15 protein-coding genes are annotated in these 17,940 nt (G+C 65.0%); 6 read left to right on the top strand and 9 right to left on the bottom strand.

Annotated elements, in window-relative coordinates; genetic code table 11:
• Positions 1-103 precede the first annotated feature (103 nt).
• From putA to VKR55_RS13505, 5 genes are all read right to left on the bottom strand, one after another.
• Positions 104-3,115 (bottom strand): bifunctional proline dehydrogenase/L-glutamate gamma-semialdehyde dehydrogenase PutA, encoded by a 3,012-nt coding sequence (gene putA, locus VKR55_RS13525; RefSeq protein WP_324404002.1) that lies wholly within the window; start codon positions 3,113-3,115, stop codon positions 104-106.
• 165 nt (positions 3,116-3,280) lie between these two features.
• On the bottom strand, positions 3,281-3,481 hold the full coding sequence (locus VKR55_RS13520; RefSeq protein WP_324404025.1) for a cold-shock protein: 201 nt from the start codon (positions 3,479-3,481) through the stop codon (positions 3,281-3,283).
• 218 nt (positions 3,482-3,699) lie between these two features.
• Entirely contained in the window at positions 3,700-4,011 is a 312-nt protein-coding gene (gene sorB, locus VKR55_RS13515; RefSeq protein ID WP_324404000.1) for a SorB family sulfite dehydrogenase c-type cytochrome subunit, read from the bottom strand.
• Positions 4,012-4,022: 11 nt separating this feature from the next.
• On the bottom strand, positions 4,023-5,222 hold the full coding sequence (gene sorA / locus VKR55_RS13510; protein ID WP_324403998.1) for a SorA family sulfite dehydrogenase catalytic subunit: 1,200 nt from the start codon (positions 5,220-5,222) through the stop codon (positions 4,023-4,025).
• Between the two features lie 194 nt (positions 5,223-5,416).
• Positions 5,417-7,207 (bottom strand): adenylate/guanylate cyclase domain-containing protein, encoded by a 1,791-nt coding sequence (locus VKR55_RS13505; protein WP_324403996.1) that lies wholly within the window; start codon positions 7,205-7,207, stop codon positions 5,417-5,419.
• An 88-nt stretch (positions 7,208-7,295) separates the two neighbouring features.
• On the opposite strand from VKR55_RS13505, the gene VKR55_RS13500 reads away from it, so the two are divergent.
• Positions 7,296-8,927, top strand: coding sequence for a glycosyltransferase family 39 protein (locus tag VKR55_RS13500; protein WP_414642361.1), 1,632 nt, complete (start codon positions 7,296-7,298; stop codon positions 8,925-8,927).
• The gene (locus VKR55_RS13495) at positions 8,920-9,771 is read left to right on the top strand and encodes an alpha/beta hydrolase (RefSeq protein WP_324403994.1); all 852 of its coding nucleotides are present in this window, start codon (positions 8,920-8,922) and stop codon (positions 9,769-9,771) included. The genes VKR55_RS13500 and VKR55_RS13495 overlap by 8 nt, the downstream gene beginning before the upstream one ends.
• Positions 9,772-9,918: 147 nt before the next feature.
• Here VKR55_RS13495 and VKR55_RS13490 read toward each other — a convergent pair whose 3' ends face one another.
• Both VKR55_RS13490 and VKR55_RS13485 read right to left on the bottom strand, forming a co-directional pair.
• Entirely contained in the window at positions 9,919-10,950 is a 1,032-nt protein-coding gene (locus tag VKR55_RS13490) for a YcjF family protein (RefSeq protein WP_324403992.1), read from the bottom strand.
• Positions 10,947-12,413 (bottom strand): YcjX family GTP-binding protein, encoded by a 1,467-nt coding sequence (locus tag VKR55_RS13485; protein WP_324403990.1) that lies wholly within the window; start codon positions 12,411-12,413, stop codon positions 10,947-10,949. The genes VKR55_RS13490 and VKR55_RS13485 overlap by 4 nt, the downstream gene beginning before the upstream one ends.
• A 182-nt stretch (positions 12,414-12,595) precedes the next feature.
• Here VKR55_RS13485 and trhA point away from each other — a divergent pair, with 182 nt between their 5' ends.
• From trhA to VKR55_RS13465, 4 genes are read left to right on the top strand one after another with little or no spacing between them, the layout of a single operon-like run.
• Entirely contained in the window at positions 12,596-13,291 is a 696-nt protein-coding gene (trhA, locus tag VKR55_RS13480; RefSeq protein ID WP_324403988.1) for a PAQR family membrane homeostasis protein TrhA, read from the top strand.
• A gap of 23 nt (positions 13,292-13,314) precedes the next feature.
• Positions 13,315-14,109 carry an SDR family oxidoreductase gene (locus tag VKR55_RS13475; RefSeq protein WP_324403986.1) on the top strand — a complete coding sequence of 265 codons (795 nt, stop codon included), beginning with the start codon at positions 13,315-13,317 and terminating at the stop codon, positions 14,107-14,109.
• Between the two features lie 33 nt (positions 14,110-14,142).
• The gene (locus tag VKR55_RS13470; protein ID WP_324403984.1) at positions 14,143-15,096 is read left to right on the top strand and encodes an alpha/beta fold hydrolase; all 954 of its coding nucleotides are present in this window, start codon (positions 14,143-14,145) and stop codon (positions 15,094-15,096) included.
• 59 nt (positions 15,097-15,155) lie between these two features.
• Positions 15,156-15,734, top strand: a complete 579-nt coding sequence (locus VKR55_RS13465) for a hypothetical protein (protein WP_324403982.1) — start codon at positions 15,156-15,158, stop codon at positions 15,732-15,734.
• 13 nt (positions 15,735-15,747) lie between these two features.
• On the opposite strand, the gene mdlC is transcribed toward VKR55_RS13465, so the two are convergent.
• On the bottom strand, positions 15,748-17,367 hold the full coding sequence (mdlC, locus tag VKR55_RS13460) for a benzoylformate decarboxylase (protein ID WP_324403980.1): 1,620 nt from the start codon (positions 17,365-17,367) through the stop codon (positions 15,748-15,750).
• Positions 17,368-17,491: 124 nt separating this feature from the next.
• Positions 17,492-17,940, bottom strand: a 449-nt coding sequence (locus VKR55_RS13455; RefSeq protein WP_475386790.1) for an HTD2 family dehydratase, incomplete at its 5' end; no start/stop codon positions are given.

Here is a 17,940-nt window from a genome sequence, read left to right as displayed (position 1 = left end):
TTTGACCCGGCTCGGGCGGGCGATGCAACCGTTCGAGGGGCAGGCCTGCCCGTCATCCTCGCGCGTGGTAATTCCGCGCCAAGCAATAACACTTCGTGCTGGCCTACTCCTCGCCCGACAACAGCGTTGCATTGCCACCCGCAGCCGCGGTGTTGATGGTGACGGTCTGTTCGGTGGCAAAGCGGGCGAGATAGTGCGGACCGCCGGCCTTCGGCCCGGTGCCGGAGAGCCCGTGACCGCCGAACGGCTGCACGCCGACCACCGCGCCGATCATGTTGCGGTTGACATAGATGTTGCCGGTCTGAAGCCGCGCGATGATGGCCTCCACCAAATCGTCGATGCGCGAATGAATGCCGAGCGTGAGCCCGAATCCGGTGCGCTCGATCGATCGCAGCACTTGCTCGAGCTGGTCGGCGCGGTAGCGCACCACATGGAGGATCGGGCCGAACACCTCCTCGGTGAGCTCGCCGGCATCCTTCAACTCGAAAATATGCGGCGCGACGAAATTGCCCTCCGGTGCGGTGCCGGTAAAATGCACGCGCGCCTCGCGCGTCATGCGCACGATATGCGCGTCCAGCCGCGCCTTGGCTTCGGCGTCGATCACGGGCCCGACATGGGTCGAGGGATCACTTGCATCGCCGATCTTCAATTCGCGGGCGGCACCCGCGATCATCTCGATCATGCGGTCGGCGACGTCGTCCTGCACGAACAACAGCCGCAGCGCCGAGCAGCGTTGGCCAGCCGAGCGGAACGCCGAGGTCACGACGTCATCGGCGACCTGCTCGGGAAGCGCGGTCGCGTCCGCGATCATCGCGTTGATACCGCCGGTCTCCGCGATCAGCGGCACGATCGCGCCGTCCTTGGCGGCGAGCGAACGATTGATCGCGCGTGCCACCTCGGTCGAGCCGGTGAAGACGACACCCGCGATATCGCCATGCGCCACAAGCGCCGCACCGATCGTTCCATCGCCCGGCACCAGACGCAGCGCGGAAGCCGGGATGCCGGCTTCATGCAGCAGCTTGACGGCTTCCGCCGCGATCAACAGTGTCTGCTCGGCCGGCTTGGCGACGACGCTGTTTCCCGCCATCAGCGCGGCCGTGACTTGCCCCAGGAAGATCGCCAGCGGGAAATTCCACGGCGAGATCGCGACGAAGACGCCGCGGCCGCGCAGGCGCAGCGCATTGCTCTCGCCGGTCGGCCCCGGCATGGCTTCGTCGTCGCCGAACAGCTTGCGGCCTTCGGCGGCATAGTAGCGGCAGAAATCGGCGGCTTCGCGCAGCTCGGACAGCGCGTCATCGAGCGTCTTACCGCCCTCGCGCTGCAGCAGCGCGATGAAATGCGCTGCGCGGCTCTCCAGGGATTCGGCAGCCTTTTCCAGCCTGGCCGCCCGTACATTTGCCGGCGTCGAGCTCCAGCTCTGAAACCCGGCCCGCGCCGCAGCGACCGCCGCATGCGCCTGTGCTGGCGTCGCGTCGGTGACGCTGCCGGCGTGCGGCACGGTTTCGGCCGCGATCGCGGAGAGAAGCTTGTCCAAGGCGGCGCGCTCGCCGAATTCGATTCCGCGCGAATTGATCCGCTGCGGCAGCAACAGATCGCGCGGCAGCGGGATGTTGGCATGCGGCGCGTCGGCGGGGCGGCCGATGATGTCGGCGGGGCGCTGCAGCAGAGCTTTGAGCGGCACGGCATCATCGGCGGCAAGGGCCACGAACGAAGTGTTGGCGCCATTCTCCAAGAGCCGTCGCACCAGATAGGCAAGGAGGTCGCGATGGCTGCCGACCGGCGCATAGGTGCGATAGGCCAGCCTTGGGCGGTCTTCGGCAAGCTGCGCGTAGAGCGCTTCGCCCATGCCGTGCAGGCGCTGGAATTCGAAGCCGTCCTCGCCGCCCGCGAGCTCCAGCATGGTCGCTACCGTCAGCGCATTGTGGGTGGCGAATTGCGGGAACAGGCGCGGCCGCAAGGCGAGCAGTTTCCGCGCGCAGGCGACGTAATTGAGGTCCGTCATGGCCTTGCGCGTGAACACGGGATAACCGTCAAGCCCGCGTTCTTGCGCGCGCTTGATCTCGGTGTCCCAATAAGCCCCCTTGACGAGCCGCACCATCAGGCGGCGATCATGGCGGCGCGCGAGTGCGTCGATATAGTCGATCACATCCGACGCGCGCTTCTGATAGGCCTGGATGGCAAGGCCAAAGCCATCCCAGCCGGCAAGCGCTGTCTCGGCGAGCGTTGCGGCAATCACGTCGAGCGAGAGCTCCAGGCGGTCGGCCTCCTCGGCGTCGACGGTGAAATTCAGATCATGGGCTCTCGCTAGCCGTGCGAGTTCGCTCAAGCGCGGCACAAGCTCCTTCATCACCCGACCATGGCTTACCGCCTCGAACCGCGGATGCAGCGCCGAAAGCTTCACCGAGATGCCGGGCCGGTCGGGCAGGGGGTGGGCGCCGGCGGTGCGGCCGATCGCTTCGATGGCGCTTGCATAGGCCTTGACGTAGCGCTCGGCATCCTCGGCCGTGCGCGCGCCTTCGCCCAGCATGTCGAAGGAATAGCGCGGGCTCTTCGCGGACGGCGAGTGGGCACGCGCCAGCGCCGCCTCGATGGTCTCGCCCAGCACGAAATGATTGCCCATCAGCCGCATCGCCTGCCGCGTCGCCGCGCGCACCGCGGGCGCCCCGAGCCGCTTGACGAGCCGGCCGAGCGTTCCCTCCGGCGTCTCGCCGGGCTGGATCACCCGCGCCGACATCCCGAGCGCCCAGGCCGAGGCGTTGACCAGGAAGGCGGAGGATTTGGTCTCGTGGTGGATGAAATCGCCTTCGCCGAGCTTGTCCTCGATGAAGCGGTCTGCAGTGCGGGGGTCCGGCACGCGCAACAGCGCCTCCGCCAGCACCATCAGCGCCAGGCCTTCCTTGGTCGAGAGCGCGAATTCGCGCAGCATGTCCTCGACGCCGCCGAGCGGGTCATCATTGGCGCGAATCGCTTCGATCAGCCGCGTCGCCGTGCGGTCGATCCGCTTTTCCTGCTCGTCCTCGAGCCTGGCGTTCGCGAGAAGCCCCACTGCCAGTGCGGCATCGTCCGGCGCGAAGGGCGCGGAAAATGGCGGAAGGACGCTCGAATCGGAGGTCATGGCGTGCCTTGGCATGCCGGTGTGTTATCACGCAACCGGCTCAGTCACTGCAATAGGCATTCCATGCGCGTAAGAGCCAGATGCTCTTACCGAAGACAATTGTCGGATGAAATGGTGGGAAGCCGCGCTCCCGGACTTGAAATCCGGGACAGTGCGTGGCTTGCGCTAAACCTTGAGGTTCTCTGCCGAGGTCTTACCGCGATTAGCGATCTCTTCGTACTCGATGGTCTGCCCTTCGTTAAGCGTCGAAAGCCCTGCCTTCTGCACCGCCGAAATGTGAACGAAAACGTCCTTCCCGCCGGTAGAGGGCTGGATGAATCCATAGCCCTTCGTCGGGTTGAACCACTTGACCGTACCTTTAGCCATCCGTCGTCTCCGCGGGATCAATAAATAATAAAAAACGAACGATCCGGTCCCCGCACACCGGCTCATCCGGTCCGAGAGGATACGACGGTTGCGGCAAGCTTGGTAGCTCAAACAAGCATCGGATTTCGCCGGAAACGATCGATATCGCGGCGCATTTGCGGCTTTTTCGCGTTTGCCGGCCGCCGACACGGCCGGCATTGCTGTTCCCCGAACGAGGCCTAATAGGTCGTGGCGAGATATTCGACGATCTTCGGCACGTCGGCCTCCTTGATCGGCGCGCCATAGAGCTTGATCATCTTGGTGACCTCGGTCTGCCAGAAGTCCTTCCTGGACTTCACATTGCGCGGCTGGGTGTTGACGTAGTCGGCCGAATGGCAGCCGGTGCAATTGCTCTTGACCAAGTCGAGATTCGGGCCCGGTTTGAGGGCAGCCGTTTCCTCCGGCAGCTTGTAGACCACCGGCACCGCGCGGGCCGTGACCAGGCCGAGTGACGCGGCAAGTGCGATGGCGAGAAGGAGTTGATGCTTCATGGCCGTTCTCCTCACGCCGCGGTCACACGATAGACTTCGATGACATTGCGCAAATAGCCGGCCGGATTCCATTTTGGCTCGGCCGGCTGCGTGTCGCCGCCATTGTTGGTGGCACGGACCTTCAGCTCGTAGCTGCCGGCTGCGAGCTTGACCGGCAGCTTCCATTCGCGGAACGAATATTTACCGAGGTCGCGGCCGAGCTTTGCTTGCGTCCAGGTCTTGCCGCCGTCGGTGGAGACGTCGACCTGCTTGATGCCGGCGCCGCCGTCGAAGGCGATGCCTCGCAGCTTGGTCCGGCCCGCCTTCAGCTTGGCGCCATCGGAGAGGCTGGTGATGAAGGAGCGCACCGTGAAGCGGTTGATCGGGATCGTCGCTTTCGGCGTCGTGCCCGGCTCGACGGAGTTGTCGGGCGTATCCGGAATCCGGTAGGCGGACTTCATCCAGAAGCCGTCGAACTCGTGGTCGAGAACGGTGATCTCGTTCACGTGCTTGACCCAATAGGTGCCGTAATAGCCGGGCACTACGAGGCGGAGCGGGAAGCCGTTGAGCACCGGCAAATCGTCGCCGTTCATGCCATAGGCCAGCATCACCTCGCCGTCACGTGCATGGTCGATGTCGAGCGCTTTGGCAAAATCGGGCGTGGTGTCCATCACCGGCCCGTCCATGCCATCGAAGCGCACTTGCCTGGCGCCGGCCTGCACGCCGGCCATGTCGAGTACGGTCTTCAGCGGTACGCCGTGCCAGCGCGCGTTGCCCATCGCGCCATTGCCAAGCTGGCCGCCGGCCACGCGCGGATTGAAGAAGCCGCGGCTGTTGCCGGAGCATTGATTGACGGCGACGATCTCGGTGGCCTTGAGCTTGCGGATGTCCTTCAGCGACAGCGTCAGCGCGCGATCGACCTTGCCCTTGACGACAAGCGTGAACTTGTCGGGGTCGATGTTCAATGGAATGCCGGCCAGATGATAGCGCACGAAAAACGCGTTGTTCGGCGTGATCAAGCCGTCGTTGAAGACGGAGAACGGCGTCTCGAGCTGCGGTGGCCGGCTGGTCAGCCCGATCATCGGACGCTTCTGCGGATAAGTGACGAGCGGCCGTTCGCCATTCTCGAATGGGAGTGTCACGGTGTCGAGCGCGAGCGCCCGCGTTGAAGCAAAACCGGTGGCAAGCGCGGCCATGCCGGCGCGCTTCATCAATTCACGTCGATCGAGCATGATGGCTTCCTCCGAAGCTCTCGTTTTGATCCCGGTCATCACCGGAACCGAAAAAGCCAGACTGCGGCAGCGGCGCGCCCCAAGTCAAATCCTGCTTTTCGGGGCAAATGGTTGCGGTGCAAAACGGATAGACAAAGGTCCGGACCGCGGAGCGCGGACCGGGAGTTTTCCTGAACGAATGTCCGCGCCGGGTATTACACGGCGATTTCGGTCGGAGGAGATGCCGCGACCGCGCCAATCCGGTCGACCAATTCGGCCAGCGCCTTTGCCTGCACGACGACGTGCACGCGCATCGGTTCGGCGCGTCCGCGGATCTCGATTTCCTGCTCGGGAAGGTCGTGCTCGCCAAGGCCCGCGGTGACGTGCACCTCTTCGGAGATGATGGCCTCGCAGGCCAGGGTCTTGGTCATGTCCTGCAGGCGCGCGGCCACATTGACGGCGTCGCCGAGTGCGGTGAACACCATGTGGTCGCGATAGCCGATGTCGCCGACGATCACCTCGCCGCCGTGAATGCCGATGCCGAAGCGGATCGGCTCGCGCAGGTCATGGCTCAGGAACTGGTTCAGCTCGTCGATATTGGCCGAGATCAGTGCCGCCGAGCGAATTGCCTGCCGGCAGGCGGTTTGCGCCGACGTCGCAAGCCCGAACAGAGCGAGCATGCCGTCGCCGACGAACTGGTTGGGCCGGCCGCCGCATTCGATCACCGCCTGCGACACCGCCGCAAGGAAGCGGTTGACGACGAATACCGTGTCGAATGGCAGCCGCTTTTCCGCAAGCCGCGTCGAGCCGCGCATGTCGACGAACAGGCTGACGAGGTAGCGCTCCTCTCCGACCCGCGACGGATTACCGGCATGCGCGTTCGCCGACGCAAGGCTTGGGATGAAGAGTTGGAAGAAGGTGAGGTCCGACGTCGGGCGCAATTGGCAGGCGAGGCGTATCGACGGGTCGGCGGCGCCGACCCGCGCAAGCACGAAGGCCTCGCGCGGCGAGGGCGCGGGCAGCGCAGCGTGATCGCCGATCACGCGGATGCGGCAGGTCGAACAGCGCGCCCGCCCGCCGCAGACGCTGGCGTGGGGCACGTTGTTGCGCAGGCTCGCCTCCAGCACGCTGAGGCCCTTGGGCACGCGAACCGTGCGCCCATTGCCATAGGACAGGTTGATCATGCCGCCTCGGCGCTCAAGCAGAGCGCGGGCCCCGCGCGCCAGCACGGCGATGCCGATCAGAAGGAGATAGCCGGCCAGGAAATAATCGACGATGGCATCCAGCGTCCTGCCTTCCGCCCGCGTTCCGACGTGCTGCTTGGAAAGGTTGTCCGCAATCCAGGCGGCATCCACGTTGTCTATCACGCTCTGCCCGCCCTGATAGAACCCGAGCAGCGCCAGGGTGGGGACCAGCACGGCAACGGCGAGCAGCCACGGCGCGGCGTGCCTGAACCACGTCCTCATGCGCAGCCAGAAATACAGCCCGATGCAGCCATGGATCCAGGCGATCACCAGCACGGCTGATATCTGCAGGGCCTTCGTCGGATTCGCGACCCAGAAGGCGTAGAGCTCCTGCGGATAAAGCTTCTGGTGCCCGAACAGCGTCTGGCCGAGCCGCACGCCGACGACATGGAAGGCGACAAGCATAGGCACACTCAGGCCCAGCAGCAGCTGCAGCGGTTCCATCCCCTTCCACTTGAATTGCCGGCGTTGGTATAGCGCCCAGATGCCGAGGCCGGAATGCACCAGCGCCGAGCCATAGAAGATGATCGCGACCGGCGGGAATTGCCAGAACAGCGTGTGGTAGTAGACGCCGTCGGCCATTGCATCGAGCGAGATGTTGCCGAGTGCGTGGTTGAGGAAATGGCTGATCAGGTAGGTGAACAGCACCATGCCGCAGGCGAGCCGGACCTGGCGCAGGCCGATGCCGCGCCAAAGCGGAGCGATCTGCTCGCGTGAAGGCGCTGCCAGGGAAGGTGCCGGGGAGGGTGCCACGTCGTCCATAGCATCATTATCCGCCAACCATGACGGGCATTCCAGAGGGGAAAGCAGCGCACGTTGACTTGATCGGGGGAGTCGGGGAGAAAGCGCCGTGACAACAGCTTCCCCCGAGCTCCGCCGCCCCCAGGCGGACCCTTCCGCCTCGCGCTCCCTGATCGTCGCGGTCGTCGTGATCGCGGCAATGACCGGCTTGCGGATCGCCTATGCCAGCCTGATCGACCTGCGCACCGACGAGGCCTATTACTGGACCTGGTCGAAGGAGCATGTGCTGTCGTTCCTCGATCATCCCCCGACGATCGCCTGGTTCATCCGCTTCGGTACTCTCATCTTCGGCGACACCAATCTCGGCGTCCGCTTTGCCGGCATCGTCACGATGCTGTGCACGCAATTGCTTCTCGCCGACATCGTTCGCCGCGTCACGCACGACGTCCGGGCTATCGTGCTGGCGCTGTTGATGCCGGAGGCCGCGCTCTATTACGGGCTGTTGATGGCGAAGGTAGCGCCTGACGTCGCGCTGATCCCGTTTGCGGTCGCGATGCTTTGGTCCCTGGTGCGGTTGGTCGAAAGTGGCGACCAGCGCTGGTGGCTCGCCGCCGGTCTGTTCGGCGGATTGTCGCTGCTGTCGAAATTCACGGCCGTGATGATGCTGCCTGCGATACTCGCCTTCATGCTGGTGCCGGACTGGCGGCTCGCCCAATTGCGCTCGCCCTATCCGTGGCTCGCCGCGCTGATCGCGCTCGTCCTGTTCTCGCCGGTGCTGATCTGGAATTACCAGCACGACTGGGCCTCGTTCCGCTTCCAGCTTGTGCGCGCGACCGCGCAGCGTGCCGTCTCGCTGCGCACCGTCGGGGACTATATCGGCCTGCAATGGGGATTGGTGGGCTTCGTGCTGTTTCCGGTGGTGCTGTCGGGGCTGGCGTTCACCGCCTGGCGCGGCTACCGCGCGCGCGAGCCGGTCGCGATCCTGCTCTCGACCGCGGTCATCGTGCCCTTCCTCTATTTCCTCTGGAAGTCGCTGACACTTCGGGTCGGCGATACCTGGCCGATGTTCATGTGGCCGGCCGGCTTTGCGGCGGCCGCGATCAACATCGCCATGCTGCCGCGCGAGGGCTGGCCCAAATGGATGATCCGATCGACGGTGAGGTGGGCCAATGCGGCCATCGTCGCTGGCATCGCGATGGTGGTGCTGGTGTTTTTCTATTATGTCGCGGCACCCTGGAACTTCATCGGCCGCACCGATCCGATCGGCGGGGAGGCCAACTTTGAAGCCGTCGTGGTGCGCGTCGAAGCGGAGTTGCAAGAGACCGGCGCGACCTGGATCGCGACCACGGACTACCGCACCTATGCGATGCTGCGCTGGTTTCTGAAGGACCGTGTGCCGATCATCGAAGTGACCGAGCGCGGCCGCTTCCAGGGCTTCAAGGATCCCGGCATGGACCGCATCAAGGGCCATACCGGCCTCTATGTCGCGCGCGAGCCGGATCAGCTCCTGCCGCTGTGGGACCTGACGACTGCGAAGCGCGAGCCGTTGGAGCATGTGAAGCGCGTCTGGCGCGGCGTGGTCATGGACACTTACGCATTGGAAAAGCTGACCGGTTGGACGCCGGAACTTTCACCGCCGCCGGATACGCCTTTCTTCCGCTGGCGCGTGCTGGCACAGTACGCACCTGGCGACAGCATCGTGATGGCCGTACTATCTGGAAGGAGTCATTCAAATGACTGACATGAGTGATCTCGTCCAAAAACACGACGTGATTGTCGAGGATCTCGAATACGGCAAGGTCGGTGACACACCGCTGCTTGCGCGCTTCTATCGCCCGCGTGGGGTCACCGGATTTACCTCTGTCGTGGACGTGCACGGCGGCGCCTGGGTCGCCACCGATCGGCTGCAGAATGCCGCGATCGACCAGGTGATCGCCGCGGCCGGAACCGCAGTGCTGGCGCTTGATTTTCGACTGGCGCCGGCCTCGCCCTATCCGGCCTCGGTCGCCGATATCAATCTCGGTATCCGCTGGCTGAAGGCCAACATCGCGCGCTGGGGCGGCGACGCCAGCCGTGTCGGCGGGCTTGGCACCTCGAGCGGCGGACATCAGTTGTGGCTCAACGTGCTGCGGCCGCGCGACCCCAGATACACGGCGCACAAGCTCGCCGGCGCCGATCACGTCGATGCGAGCCTCGGCTTCGTTGTCGTCTGCTGGCCGATTTCCGATCCCGTGGCGCGCTACAGGATGGCGCGGGCGACCGGCAACGAGCGGTTGGTCAAGAACCACGATGCGTTCTTCCTGAACGAAGCAACGATGGCGGAAGCCAACCCGCAGGCGATCCTTGAAAGCGGCGAGGCGGGCTCGCTGCCGCCGGCCTTGCTGATCCAGGGCACGGCGGATGCCAACGTCACCCCTGATATGGCGGACCGCTTCGTGGCCGCTTACGCCAAAGCCGGCGGCAGGATCACGCTGCGGAAGTTCGAGGGCGAACCGCACACCTTCATTTCCCTGAACCCGACCAAGCCGGCGTCTGTGGAAGCGCTGAGCCTGATCACGGAGTTCATCCGCAAGCAGACGCGATAGCTGGGAGCAGCAAACACATTTGGTTCGTCATTCCGGGATGCGCCGTCAGGCGCAGGCCCGGAATCTATAACCACAACCGGGGTTATGGATTCCGGGCTCGCGACTTCGTCGCGCCCCGGAATGACGAGTGAAGTGAGGCAGATCGCGTTAGCGCTCATCCTCCTCCCGCTTGGTCAGCAGGTCCTTGGCGAGATCGGTGAGCGCCGGGCGCGGTAGGGCGGTGAACGGCAGCGGGCGCGTGACGTCGATCGCGGCTAATCCGAGGCGGGCGGTGAGGAGGCCGTTCAGCATGCCTTCGCCGAGACGCTGCGAGAGTTTCGCCGCGATGCCGTGGCCGAGCATCTGCTGGATCACGCTGTCGCTCGCGGCAATGCCGCCGGTGATCGCAAGATGCGCGATCACGTGACGGAGCAGCCGGATCATGCCGAGCGCGCCGGGGCGGCCGCCATAGAGGTGCGCGAGCTGGCGGATCAGCCGCAGCGCCGCCACGAACACGAAGAGGATGTCTATTGCGGCGCGCGGGCTGATCGCGGTGACGATCGAGACGCGCTGCGCCGCGGACGAGACGAGGCGGCGCGCCTCGGCATCGAGCGGCGTCATCAATTCGCGCTCGGCAAGCTTGATCATGTCGGCGCCGTCGATGATGTCGTGTGCATGGCCGGCGAGCTGGTTACGGGCGCGCGCAAGCTGCGGGTTCTGGTGGGCGATCTTGAGCAGGTCTTTCAGGATCGCGCGGCTCTCGCCGCGATCGTCGCTGAGGAGCACGTGAGCTGCGCGCGCATGCAGCTTCTCGATGGTGGCGAGCCGAACCAGCGCGGCGAGCTCGCGCAGGGTGATGACGCCGAGCGCCGACGCGGCGGCCGCGGTGAAGGCGAGGCCGAGCACGCCGAGGCTTTCGCTCCGCGCGAACAGATCCTCGATGAAATGCGCGACGCCGAGCCCGAGCCCCAGCAGCACCATGCCGGCGACGCCGCTCCAGAACAGCGTGCCCCAGCCGAAGGCGCGGCGGGGCACCGCGGGCGGCTCGATGGGAACCGGCAACTGCGCCTGATCAGGCTCCGGAGTGATCTGCACGGTGCCGCGGGCGGGCTTGCCGGCCTCTTCGGCGTCGATCACGACGACACCGGGATCATCGAGCCGGAAGGTTGCGGGGCGCCTATGCTTGGGTCGATCGCTCATTGCAGGCGGTCTCCGATCAGGAACTGCAGCGCCCGGTCAAGGCGGATGTGAGGCAGCGCGGGTTCGCCACTGCCGTCGTGCTCGAGTTGCGGCGGGCGGAAGCGCAGGAAGCGGTAATCGGCCTTGTCGGCTTCCGTCGAGGACAGGCCGCGGAAGGGCTCGCCATTGAACAGCGCCTCGGGATCGGCGGGCAGGTCGCCCGGAAAGGTCGCGACTTCGGTCTTGCCGTCAAAGATCTCGCCGCCCGCGTTCTCGCCGGGCACGGGCGTGCCCAGGATCGACGGCAGCTTGTCGCGGCCGCGCTGAACCTGGGCCTCGCGGGTCGCGCGCACCGCCGCGAGCGCGACGACGTCGATCGCAGCGCCGGTCGCTTCCGCCCGCTCCACGGCGCCCGTGACGGCGCGGCGCAGCACCGCCTCGAGCCTGTCATGGCTCAGATGATGCAGATGGTCGGCCTTGGTCGCCGCGAACAGGATGCGGTCGATCCGCGGCCGGAACAGCGCGGAAAGAATCGTGCTGCGTCCGACGCGGAAGCAATCCAGAATGCCGGCAAGCGCCGCTTCCAGATCGTGCAACGCCTCGGCGCCGGAATTGAACGCGGCCAGCGCGTCGATCAGCACGATCTGGCGGTCGAGCCGGGCAAAATGGTCGCGGAAGAACGGGCGCACCACCACGTCCTTGTAGGCCTCGTAGCGCCGCACCATCATCGCCCACAGCGAGCCGTCCGCCGCGGTTCCGTCGGCCGGCACATCGAGCGGCGCGAAGGTCAGCGCCGGCGAGCCCTTGAGATTGCCCGGCATCAGGAAACGGCCGGGCGGCAGCAGGCTCATGGCGAAACGCTCGTCGCGGCAGGCGCGCAGATAGTCGGTGAACAGTTTCGCCGAGGCCAGCGTCGCCTGCTCGTCTTCCTTGCCTTCGGCCTTCAGGTTCGCGAGCTCAGCGTGCCAGGCGGCGGCGAGAGGCGCGCGCGGCGCGGCGCGCGACAGCGCAAGACTTTCAGCCGACCATTGCTCGTAGCTCTTGTTGAGCAGCGGCAGATCGAGCAGCCATTCGCCGGGATAATCGACGATGTCGAGCGTGAGCGTGCGGTCCGCGCCGTTGTGGCGCTGGTAGTCGATCACGAGCCGCAGTTCGGAGATATCGACCGTCGAGTTCGGCCAGCATCGATGCTCGATCAGTGTGCGCAGATGATTTTCATAATCAAAGCGCGGGACCGCGTCGTCCGGCTGCGGAGCCAATTGCGCGCGCGCGATCCTGCCGGTGGCGAGCGCCTCGAACACCGGAAAGCGGCCGCCGCGGGTGAGCCCGTGGATCAGCGCGGTGATGAACACGGTCTTGCCGGCGCGCGACAGGCCGGTAACGCCGAGCCGCACCGTCGGGTTGAAGAAGCTCTCGCCGTAGTCGAGCAGCGCCCGTGCCGAAAGCCGCGCTTCCTCGATGATGTCGGAAAATCCGGGCGCCATTCAATCTCGGGACGGGAAGGGGGCAAGCGTGAACCGCTCACAAAAGTGGCGATTGTCTGGCCAAAATCAAGCTTCACATTTCCGTCGCGTTTGGCGCTAAGAGGATGCTTGGAGCGGACCGAAGGGCTATTTTGGTCCCGCAAAACAGTGTTCATTCCGTGCCACAGGGCTTGCAGGCATCCATGACGATCTTCCAGTTGAAGCAACTCGCCACGACCTCGTTCCATGCCGCAACCGGCGCGATCCGCTGGAACTACGACCGGGTCGAGCTGATCGCCGACGGCGTGGTGCATGCCATCGGCATTCTCTTTGGCCTGATTGCCGCGACCGTGCTGGTCGTGCTCACCGCCGTCTATGCGTCGGTGCTCGATATCGTCGCGGTCTCGATCTATGTCGCGGGCCTGCTGTCGATGCTGGTCCTGTCGGCGACTTATAATCTCTGGCCGGTGTCGCGCACCAAATGGGTGCTGCGCCGCTTCGATCACTCCGCGATCTATGTGCTGATCGCGGCGACCTACACGCCGTTCATTATGGAGATGAAGGACAGCGTGCTGGCGCTCGCGCTTCTGATCGGGGTATGGTGCGTCGCGATTGTCGGCATCGTCCTCAAGCTCGGCTGGCCGGGGCGGTTCGATCGGCTCGCCGTCGGACTTTATCTTGCGCTCGGCTGGAGCGGAATGATGCTCTATCACTCCGTGGTCGGCGCGCTGCCGACGGTGGCGCTATGGTTCGTGCTCGCCGGCGGTGCGCTCTATAGCCTTGGGGTGATCTTTCACTCCTGGCGGCGGTTGCGCTTCCAGAACGTGATCTGGCATTGTTTCGTGCTGCTGGGCGCGGCCTGTCACTACACGGCGGTGATGGACCTCGTCCTGACCTGACAACCAATAAGCGGGAGGAGACGATGCAGGTGGCCGGCAAAGTGGTGGTTGTCACCGGTGGCGCCAACGGCATCGGCAAGGCGCTTTGCGAGGCGTTTCACGGCGCGGGCGCGGCCAAGGTGATCGTCGTCGATCTCGACGGCCACAATGCGCGCACCGTGGCGGCCGGCGTCCATGGCGCCGCGTTCCAATGCGACGTCGCCAAGGAAAAGGACATCCTGCACGTGATCGACGAGACCGAACGGCAGTTCGGGCCGATCGCGCTGTTCTGCTCCAATGCGGGCATCGGCGGTGGCTTCGATCCGCTCTCGCTCAATGCCGGCGGCACCTCGGACGAGCCCTGGGCGCGGAGCTGGGCAATCCATGTGATGGCCCATGTCTATGCCGCGCGGCATCTTGTCCCGCGCTACAAGGCGCGCGGCGGCGGCTATTTCCTCAACACGATCTCCGCAGCCGGCCTGTTGTCGCAGGTCGGCAGCCCGGCCTATTCCACCACGAAACATGCCGCGGTGGGCTTTGCCGAGAATCTTGCGATCTCGCACCGCGCCGACGGCATCAAGGTCTCGATCCTGTGCCCGCAGGGCGTCGACACCAACATGCTGCGCTCGATCCCGAAGGGCCCGCAATCCGGCGACGGCGATCTCGCGCCGGAGCAGGTCGCCCGTGACGCGCTGGCCGGTATCGAGCAGGAGACCTTCGTGATCCTGCCGCACCCGCAGGTGCTGGGCTATATGCGCAAGAAGACCGAGAATTACGACCGCTGGATCGCGGGCATGGCCAAGATCCAGGCGAAGATGCGCGAGCAATACGGTAAGTGACTTAAGGTCGAGCCTGCAATCCGCGAGTACATGATGGATTTCGCGACAGTGCAAAACGGATCGGTCAGCCTCAAGGTCGCTGTCGCCGGCCGCGGTCCGCTTATTCTTTGCGTGCACGGATTTCCGGAGCTCTGGTATTCGTGGCGTCACCAGATCTCGCATTTTTCCGCACGTGGCTACGCGGTCGCGGCACTTGACGTGCGCGGCTATGGGGGAAGCTCCAAGCCGCCGGCGATCGCTGCCTATACCCTTCGCAATCTGGCTTCCGACGTGGCTGCCGTGATCGATCAGCTCGGTGGCGGCAAGGCGATCCTGTTCGGCCATGATTGGGGCGCGCCGATCGTGTGGAACACGGCGCTGCGCTATCCGGACAAGGTGGCGGCAGTCGCCGGCTTGAGTGTTCCCTATATTCCGCGGGGCGCGATGGCCTTCATCGACGTGGCGAAATCCGCCTACAAGGACCGCTTCTTCTACCAGCTCTATTTCCAGGATGAGGGCGTTGCCGAAGCGGAGTTCGAGGCCGACATTCCCGTTGGCCTCCGCAAGACGTATTTTGCGCTGTCGGGCGATGCGCCGCTCAACAAGTGGCTCGAGCAAAAGCCGGCCGATGTGAAATTGCTGGACGGCATGATCGATCCAAAGCCGTTTCCGGCCTGGATGAGCGAGCAGGATCTGCAGGTCTATGTGGATGCATTCCGCGGCGGCGGCTTCCGCGGTCCGCTCAACCGCTATCGGGCGCAGAAGCTCGATTTTGAGGACATGGCGGAATTTGCGGGAAAGCCGGTAACGCGGCCGGCCTGCTTCATCGGCGGCGAGCGCGACGCGGTGCGCGCCTTCATTCCCGGGATGGACCTCTATGCGAACCCGGGCATGGCCTGCACCGACTTTCGCGGCTCGACCATCCTGCCGGGCATCGGCCACTGGGTGCAGCAGGAGGCGCCGGCCGCGACCAATACCGCGCTTGAGAAATTTCTTGGGAGTCTTTGACCTGTCCTTACGAGCGCTTTCGGTGCCGCATGAATTGGTGGCCATTTGGAAAGAGTTCGATGCCGCAAAGCGGCCCACCGACACTTCTCGAGGATATCGAGAAGCGTGCGAAGGACTATCTCGACAACGTCGATAACGGCAAACTGATCTATCCCGCCTGCAAGCGTACCGTCTCGGATGCGCACGGGGACGAGCCATCGATCTGCGATCATACGCGGCTGGAAGCGTGCCGGTATCTCCTGAGCGTGCCGCGGCGTGAATTCACGCTGCTTGCCGACCCCGATGCGCAAACCGCCGTACTCGACGCCTACCTTCGTCAATTGCCGCATGATGACACGGTCATCGAGTTCACCGGCAACGCCACGGCTGATCTCGCCATCGCGGTCATCGCTGGATTCAACTGGCTCAATCATTGCGCCGGTCTCGCTGGCGCCGACCGCAGGCAATTTTCGGGAACGCTGAATCACTTCCGCAAGATCGCGGTCGCCGCACAGCGCTGGTGGGCGACGGAAGGCGCAAAGGAACGTTGCGCCGAAATGTTGCAGGCGCGGCAGGAGCCGCCACTATTCCTGAATTTGATCTGGGCCGATTACACCCGCCTGGCCGGACAAATCGCAGCCGCGCGGGCAGCGGGTTGACCTCGCGGTGTCCTCAGCTCTTCTGCGCGTAGAGCAGCGGCACGGCGGAATCGATCATCACCTCGACGAGGCTCGTGCCCTTGAGCGCGAGCGCGCGCCTCAGCGCCGGCGCCAGCTCGGCAGCCTTCGCGACGCGCACGGCGTCGCAGCCGTGTCCCTCGGCGATCTTCACGAAATCGAGGCCAGGCAAATCAAGGCCAGGCACATTGCGCACCTGCATGACCTGGCTGAATGAGCGCATCGCGCCGTAGCCGGCGTTGTTGATGACGACGACCGTCAGCGGCAGCTTGCGCTGGGCCGCGGTCCACAGCGCCTGGATCGAATACATTGCAGATCCATCGCCGATCAGGCAGACGGTATGACGGTCGCCGCGGCCAAGCGCCATGCCGACCGCGGCCGGCAGTGAATAACCGAGCCCGCCGCTTGCCATGGTGTAAAAACTGTCCTGCCCGCGCATCGGCATGAACTTCTGCATCGCCGGCCGATGCGAGGGGATTTCCTCGACGAGCGCGGCATCCTTCGGCATCGCATTCGCGAGCGAATGCAGCAGGAACTCCACGGGGATCGGATCGGCCGCGGCAGGCGCCGGCGGCAAGGTGCGGCCCGCGGGCGCTGTGCGCTTTGTTTCCGGAAGCATGTCCAGCAGCGTCGATAGCGCAGACTGCATCGTCGCGACGATGCTGGTGCCAACCGGCGTCATCGCGGCCGCATCGGGATCATCGGTGATCTGCACAATCGTGGTCGCGCCGTCGAAGATCGAGGCATGGCCCTCGACATGGAAGGTGAACACCGGCGCGCCGATCACGACCACGAGGTCATAAGGGCGCAGCGCATCCGAAAGCTGGCCGGGCGAAGCGTGCAGGAACCCCGCAAATTGCGGATGGCGCTCGGGGAAGGAGCAGCGCGCCGAGAACGGGCTGACCCAGACGGCGGCTTTGGTCTTTTCCGCGACCTTTACTATCTGCTCGACCGTGCCCGCGCGGTCCACGCCGGGGCCGACGACGAGGGCAGGGTGCTTGCTCGCCGCAAGCGCCGCGATCAGCGCCTGCATCGCCTGGCCATCGGGGCCGATCTCACGGCTGACTTTTCGCACGGCGACAGGCTGCGTGGGATGCGTCCAGTCGTCGACCGGTACCGAGACGAAGGTCGGCCCGCAGGGCGGCTGCATCGCGGTGTAATAGGCGCGCGCGATCGCGGCCGGCACGTCTTCGGGCCGCGCCGGCTCGATGGAATATTTCACATAGGGCCGGGGAAATTCGGAAGCGCGCTCGGCGGAGAGGAACGCCTGCAGCGGCAGGATCGATCGGGCCTGCTGGCCCGCGGTGATCACGAGTGGCGTCTGGTTGCGATGCGCGTTGTAGATATTGCCGAGCGCATTGCCGACGCCGGCCGCCGAATGCAGATTGACGAAGCCGGCGTTGCGCGTCGCCTGTGCATAGCCGTCGGCCATGCCGACCACGCTGGCCTCCTGCAGGCCCAGCACGTAATCGATGTCGTCAGGCCAGTCGGACAGGAACGGCAATTCGGTCGAGCCGGGATTGCCGAACACGCGCTTGATGCCGAAGGCGCGCAGGAGATCGAACGTCGCCTGCTTGACGGTGACGGTTTTGGTGGGTGGTTTGCGGGATGACATAATTGACCCTGGGAAGACGACTGCAATCAGGATACGTCATTCCGGGGCGATGCGAAGCATCGAACCCGGAATCTCGAGATTCCGGGTTCGCGCTAATGCGCGCCCCGGAATGACGGCGGAGAGGTCACCACGTCGCCGTTCCTTTCATCGTGGGCTGGCCCTCGGCGTTGGCGGTCCATAGCTCGAGTCCACCGTCCTTGTCGTTGGCGTTGACCGAGAACTCGCTGCCTTCGAACAATGGCTGCACGCCGCGATAGCTGAGCTTCTTCGGTGGCTGGCCGTTGTGCAGCTTGGCCGCCAGCTCGACGATGAAGGCCGCCTGCAGCGGCCCATGGAAGATCAGGCCGGGATAGCCCTCGACCTTGGTGACGTAGTCGCGGTCGTAATGAATGCGATGGCCATTGAAAGTCAGAGCCGAGTAGCGAAACAGCAGCACGGGATCTGCGAAATGCGTTTCACGGTGTTTGGCGGCCGGCGGCGGCCCGGCCGGCTTCGCGGGCGCGGACGATCCGATAGTGACATTGCGATAGACAATGTCATGTCTTTCGCGGATCGCGAGGCCGCGTGGCGTGG

It is taken from the genome of Bradyrhizobium sp. (assembly GCF_035309285.1).
Taxonomy (GTDB): domain Bacteria; phylum Pseudomonadota; class Alphaproteobacteria; order Rhizobiales; family Xanthobacteraceae; genus Bradyrhizobium.
The sequence above is the reverse complement of the archived record's forward strand: the minus strand, read 5'-3'. Positions and strand labels throughout refer to the sequence as shown.

Coding starts and splice junctions, on each gene's coding strand:
- VKR55_RS13485 (WP_324403990.1), bottom strand. CDS start 12,413: ATGGCGCCCGGATTTTCCGACATCATCGAGGAAGCGCGGCTTTCGGCA.
- sorA (WP_324403998.1), bottom strand. CDS start 5,222: ATGCTCGATCGACGTGAATTGATGAAGCGCGCCGGCATGGCCGCGCTT.
- putA (WP_324404002.1), bottom strand. CDS start 3,115: ATGACCTCCGATTCGAGCGTCCTTCCGCCATTTTCCGCGCCCTTCGCG.
- mdlC (WP_324403980.1), bottom strand. CDS start 17,367: ATGTCATCCCGCAAACCACCCACCAAAACCGTCACCGTCAAGCAGGCG.
- VKR55_RS13475 (WP_324403986.1), top strand. CDS start 13,315: ATGCAGGTGGCCGGCAAAGTGGTGGTTGTCACCGGTGGCGCCAACGGC.
- trhA (WP_324403988.1), top strand. CDS start 12,596: ATGACGATCTTCCAGTTGAAGCAACTCGCCACGACCTCGTTCCATGCC.
- sorB (WP_324404000.1), bottom strand. CDS start 4,011: ATGAAGCATCAACTCCTTCTCGCCATCGCACTTGCCGCGTCACTCGGC.
- VKR55_RS13505 (WP_324403996.1), bottom strand. CDS start 7,207: ATGGACGACGTGGCACCCTCCCCGGCACCTTCCCTGGCAGCGCCTTCA.
- VKR55_RS13490 (WP_324403992.1), bottom strand. CDS start 10,950: ATGAGCGATCGACCCAAGCATAGGCGCCCCGCAACCTTCCGGCTCGAT.
- VKR55_RS13520 (WP_324404025.1), bottom strand. CDS start 3,481: ATGGCTAAAGGTACGGTCAAGTGGTTCAACCCGACGAAGGGCTATGGA.
- VKR55_RS13465 (WP_324403982.1), top strand. CDS start 15,156: ATGCCGCAAAGCGGCCCACCGACACTTCTCGAGGATATCGAGAAGCGT.
- VKR55_RS13470 (WP_324403984.1), top strand. CDS start 14,143: ATGGATTTCGCGACAGTGCAAAACGGATCGGTCAGCCTCAAGGTCGCT.
- VKR55_RS13495 (WP_324403994.1), top strand. CDS start 8,920: ATGACTGACATGAGTGATCTCGTCCAAAAACACGACGTGATTGTCGAG.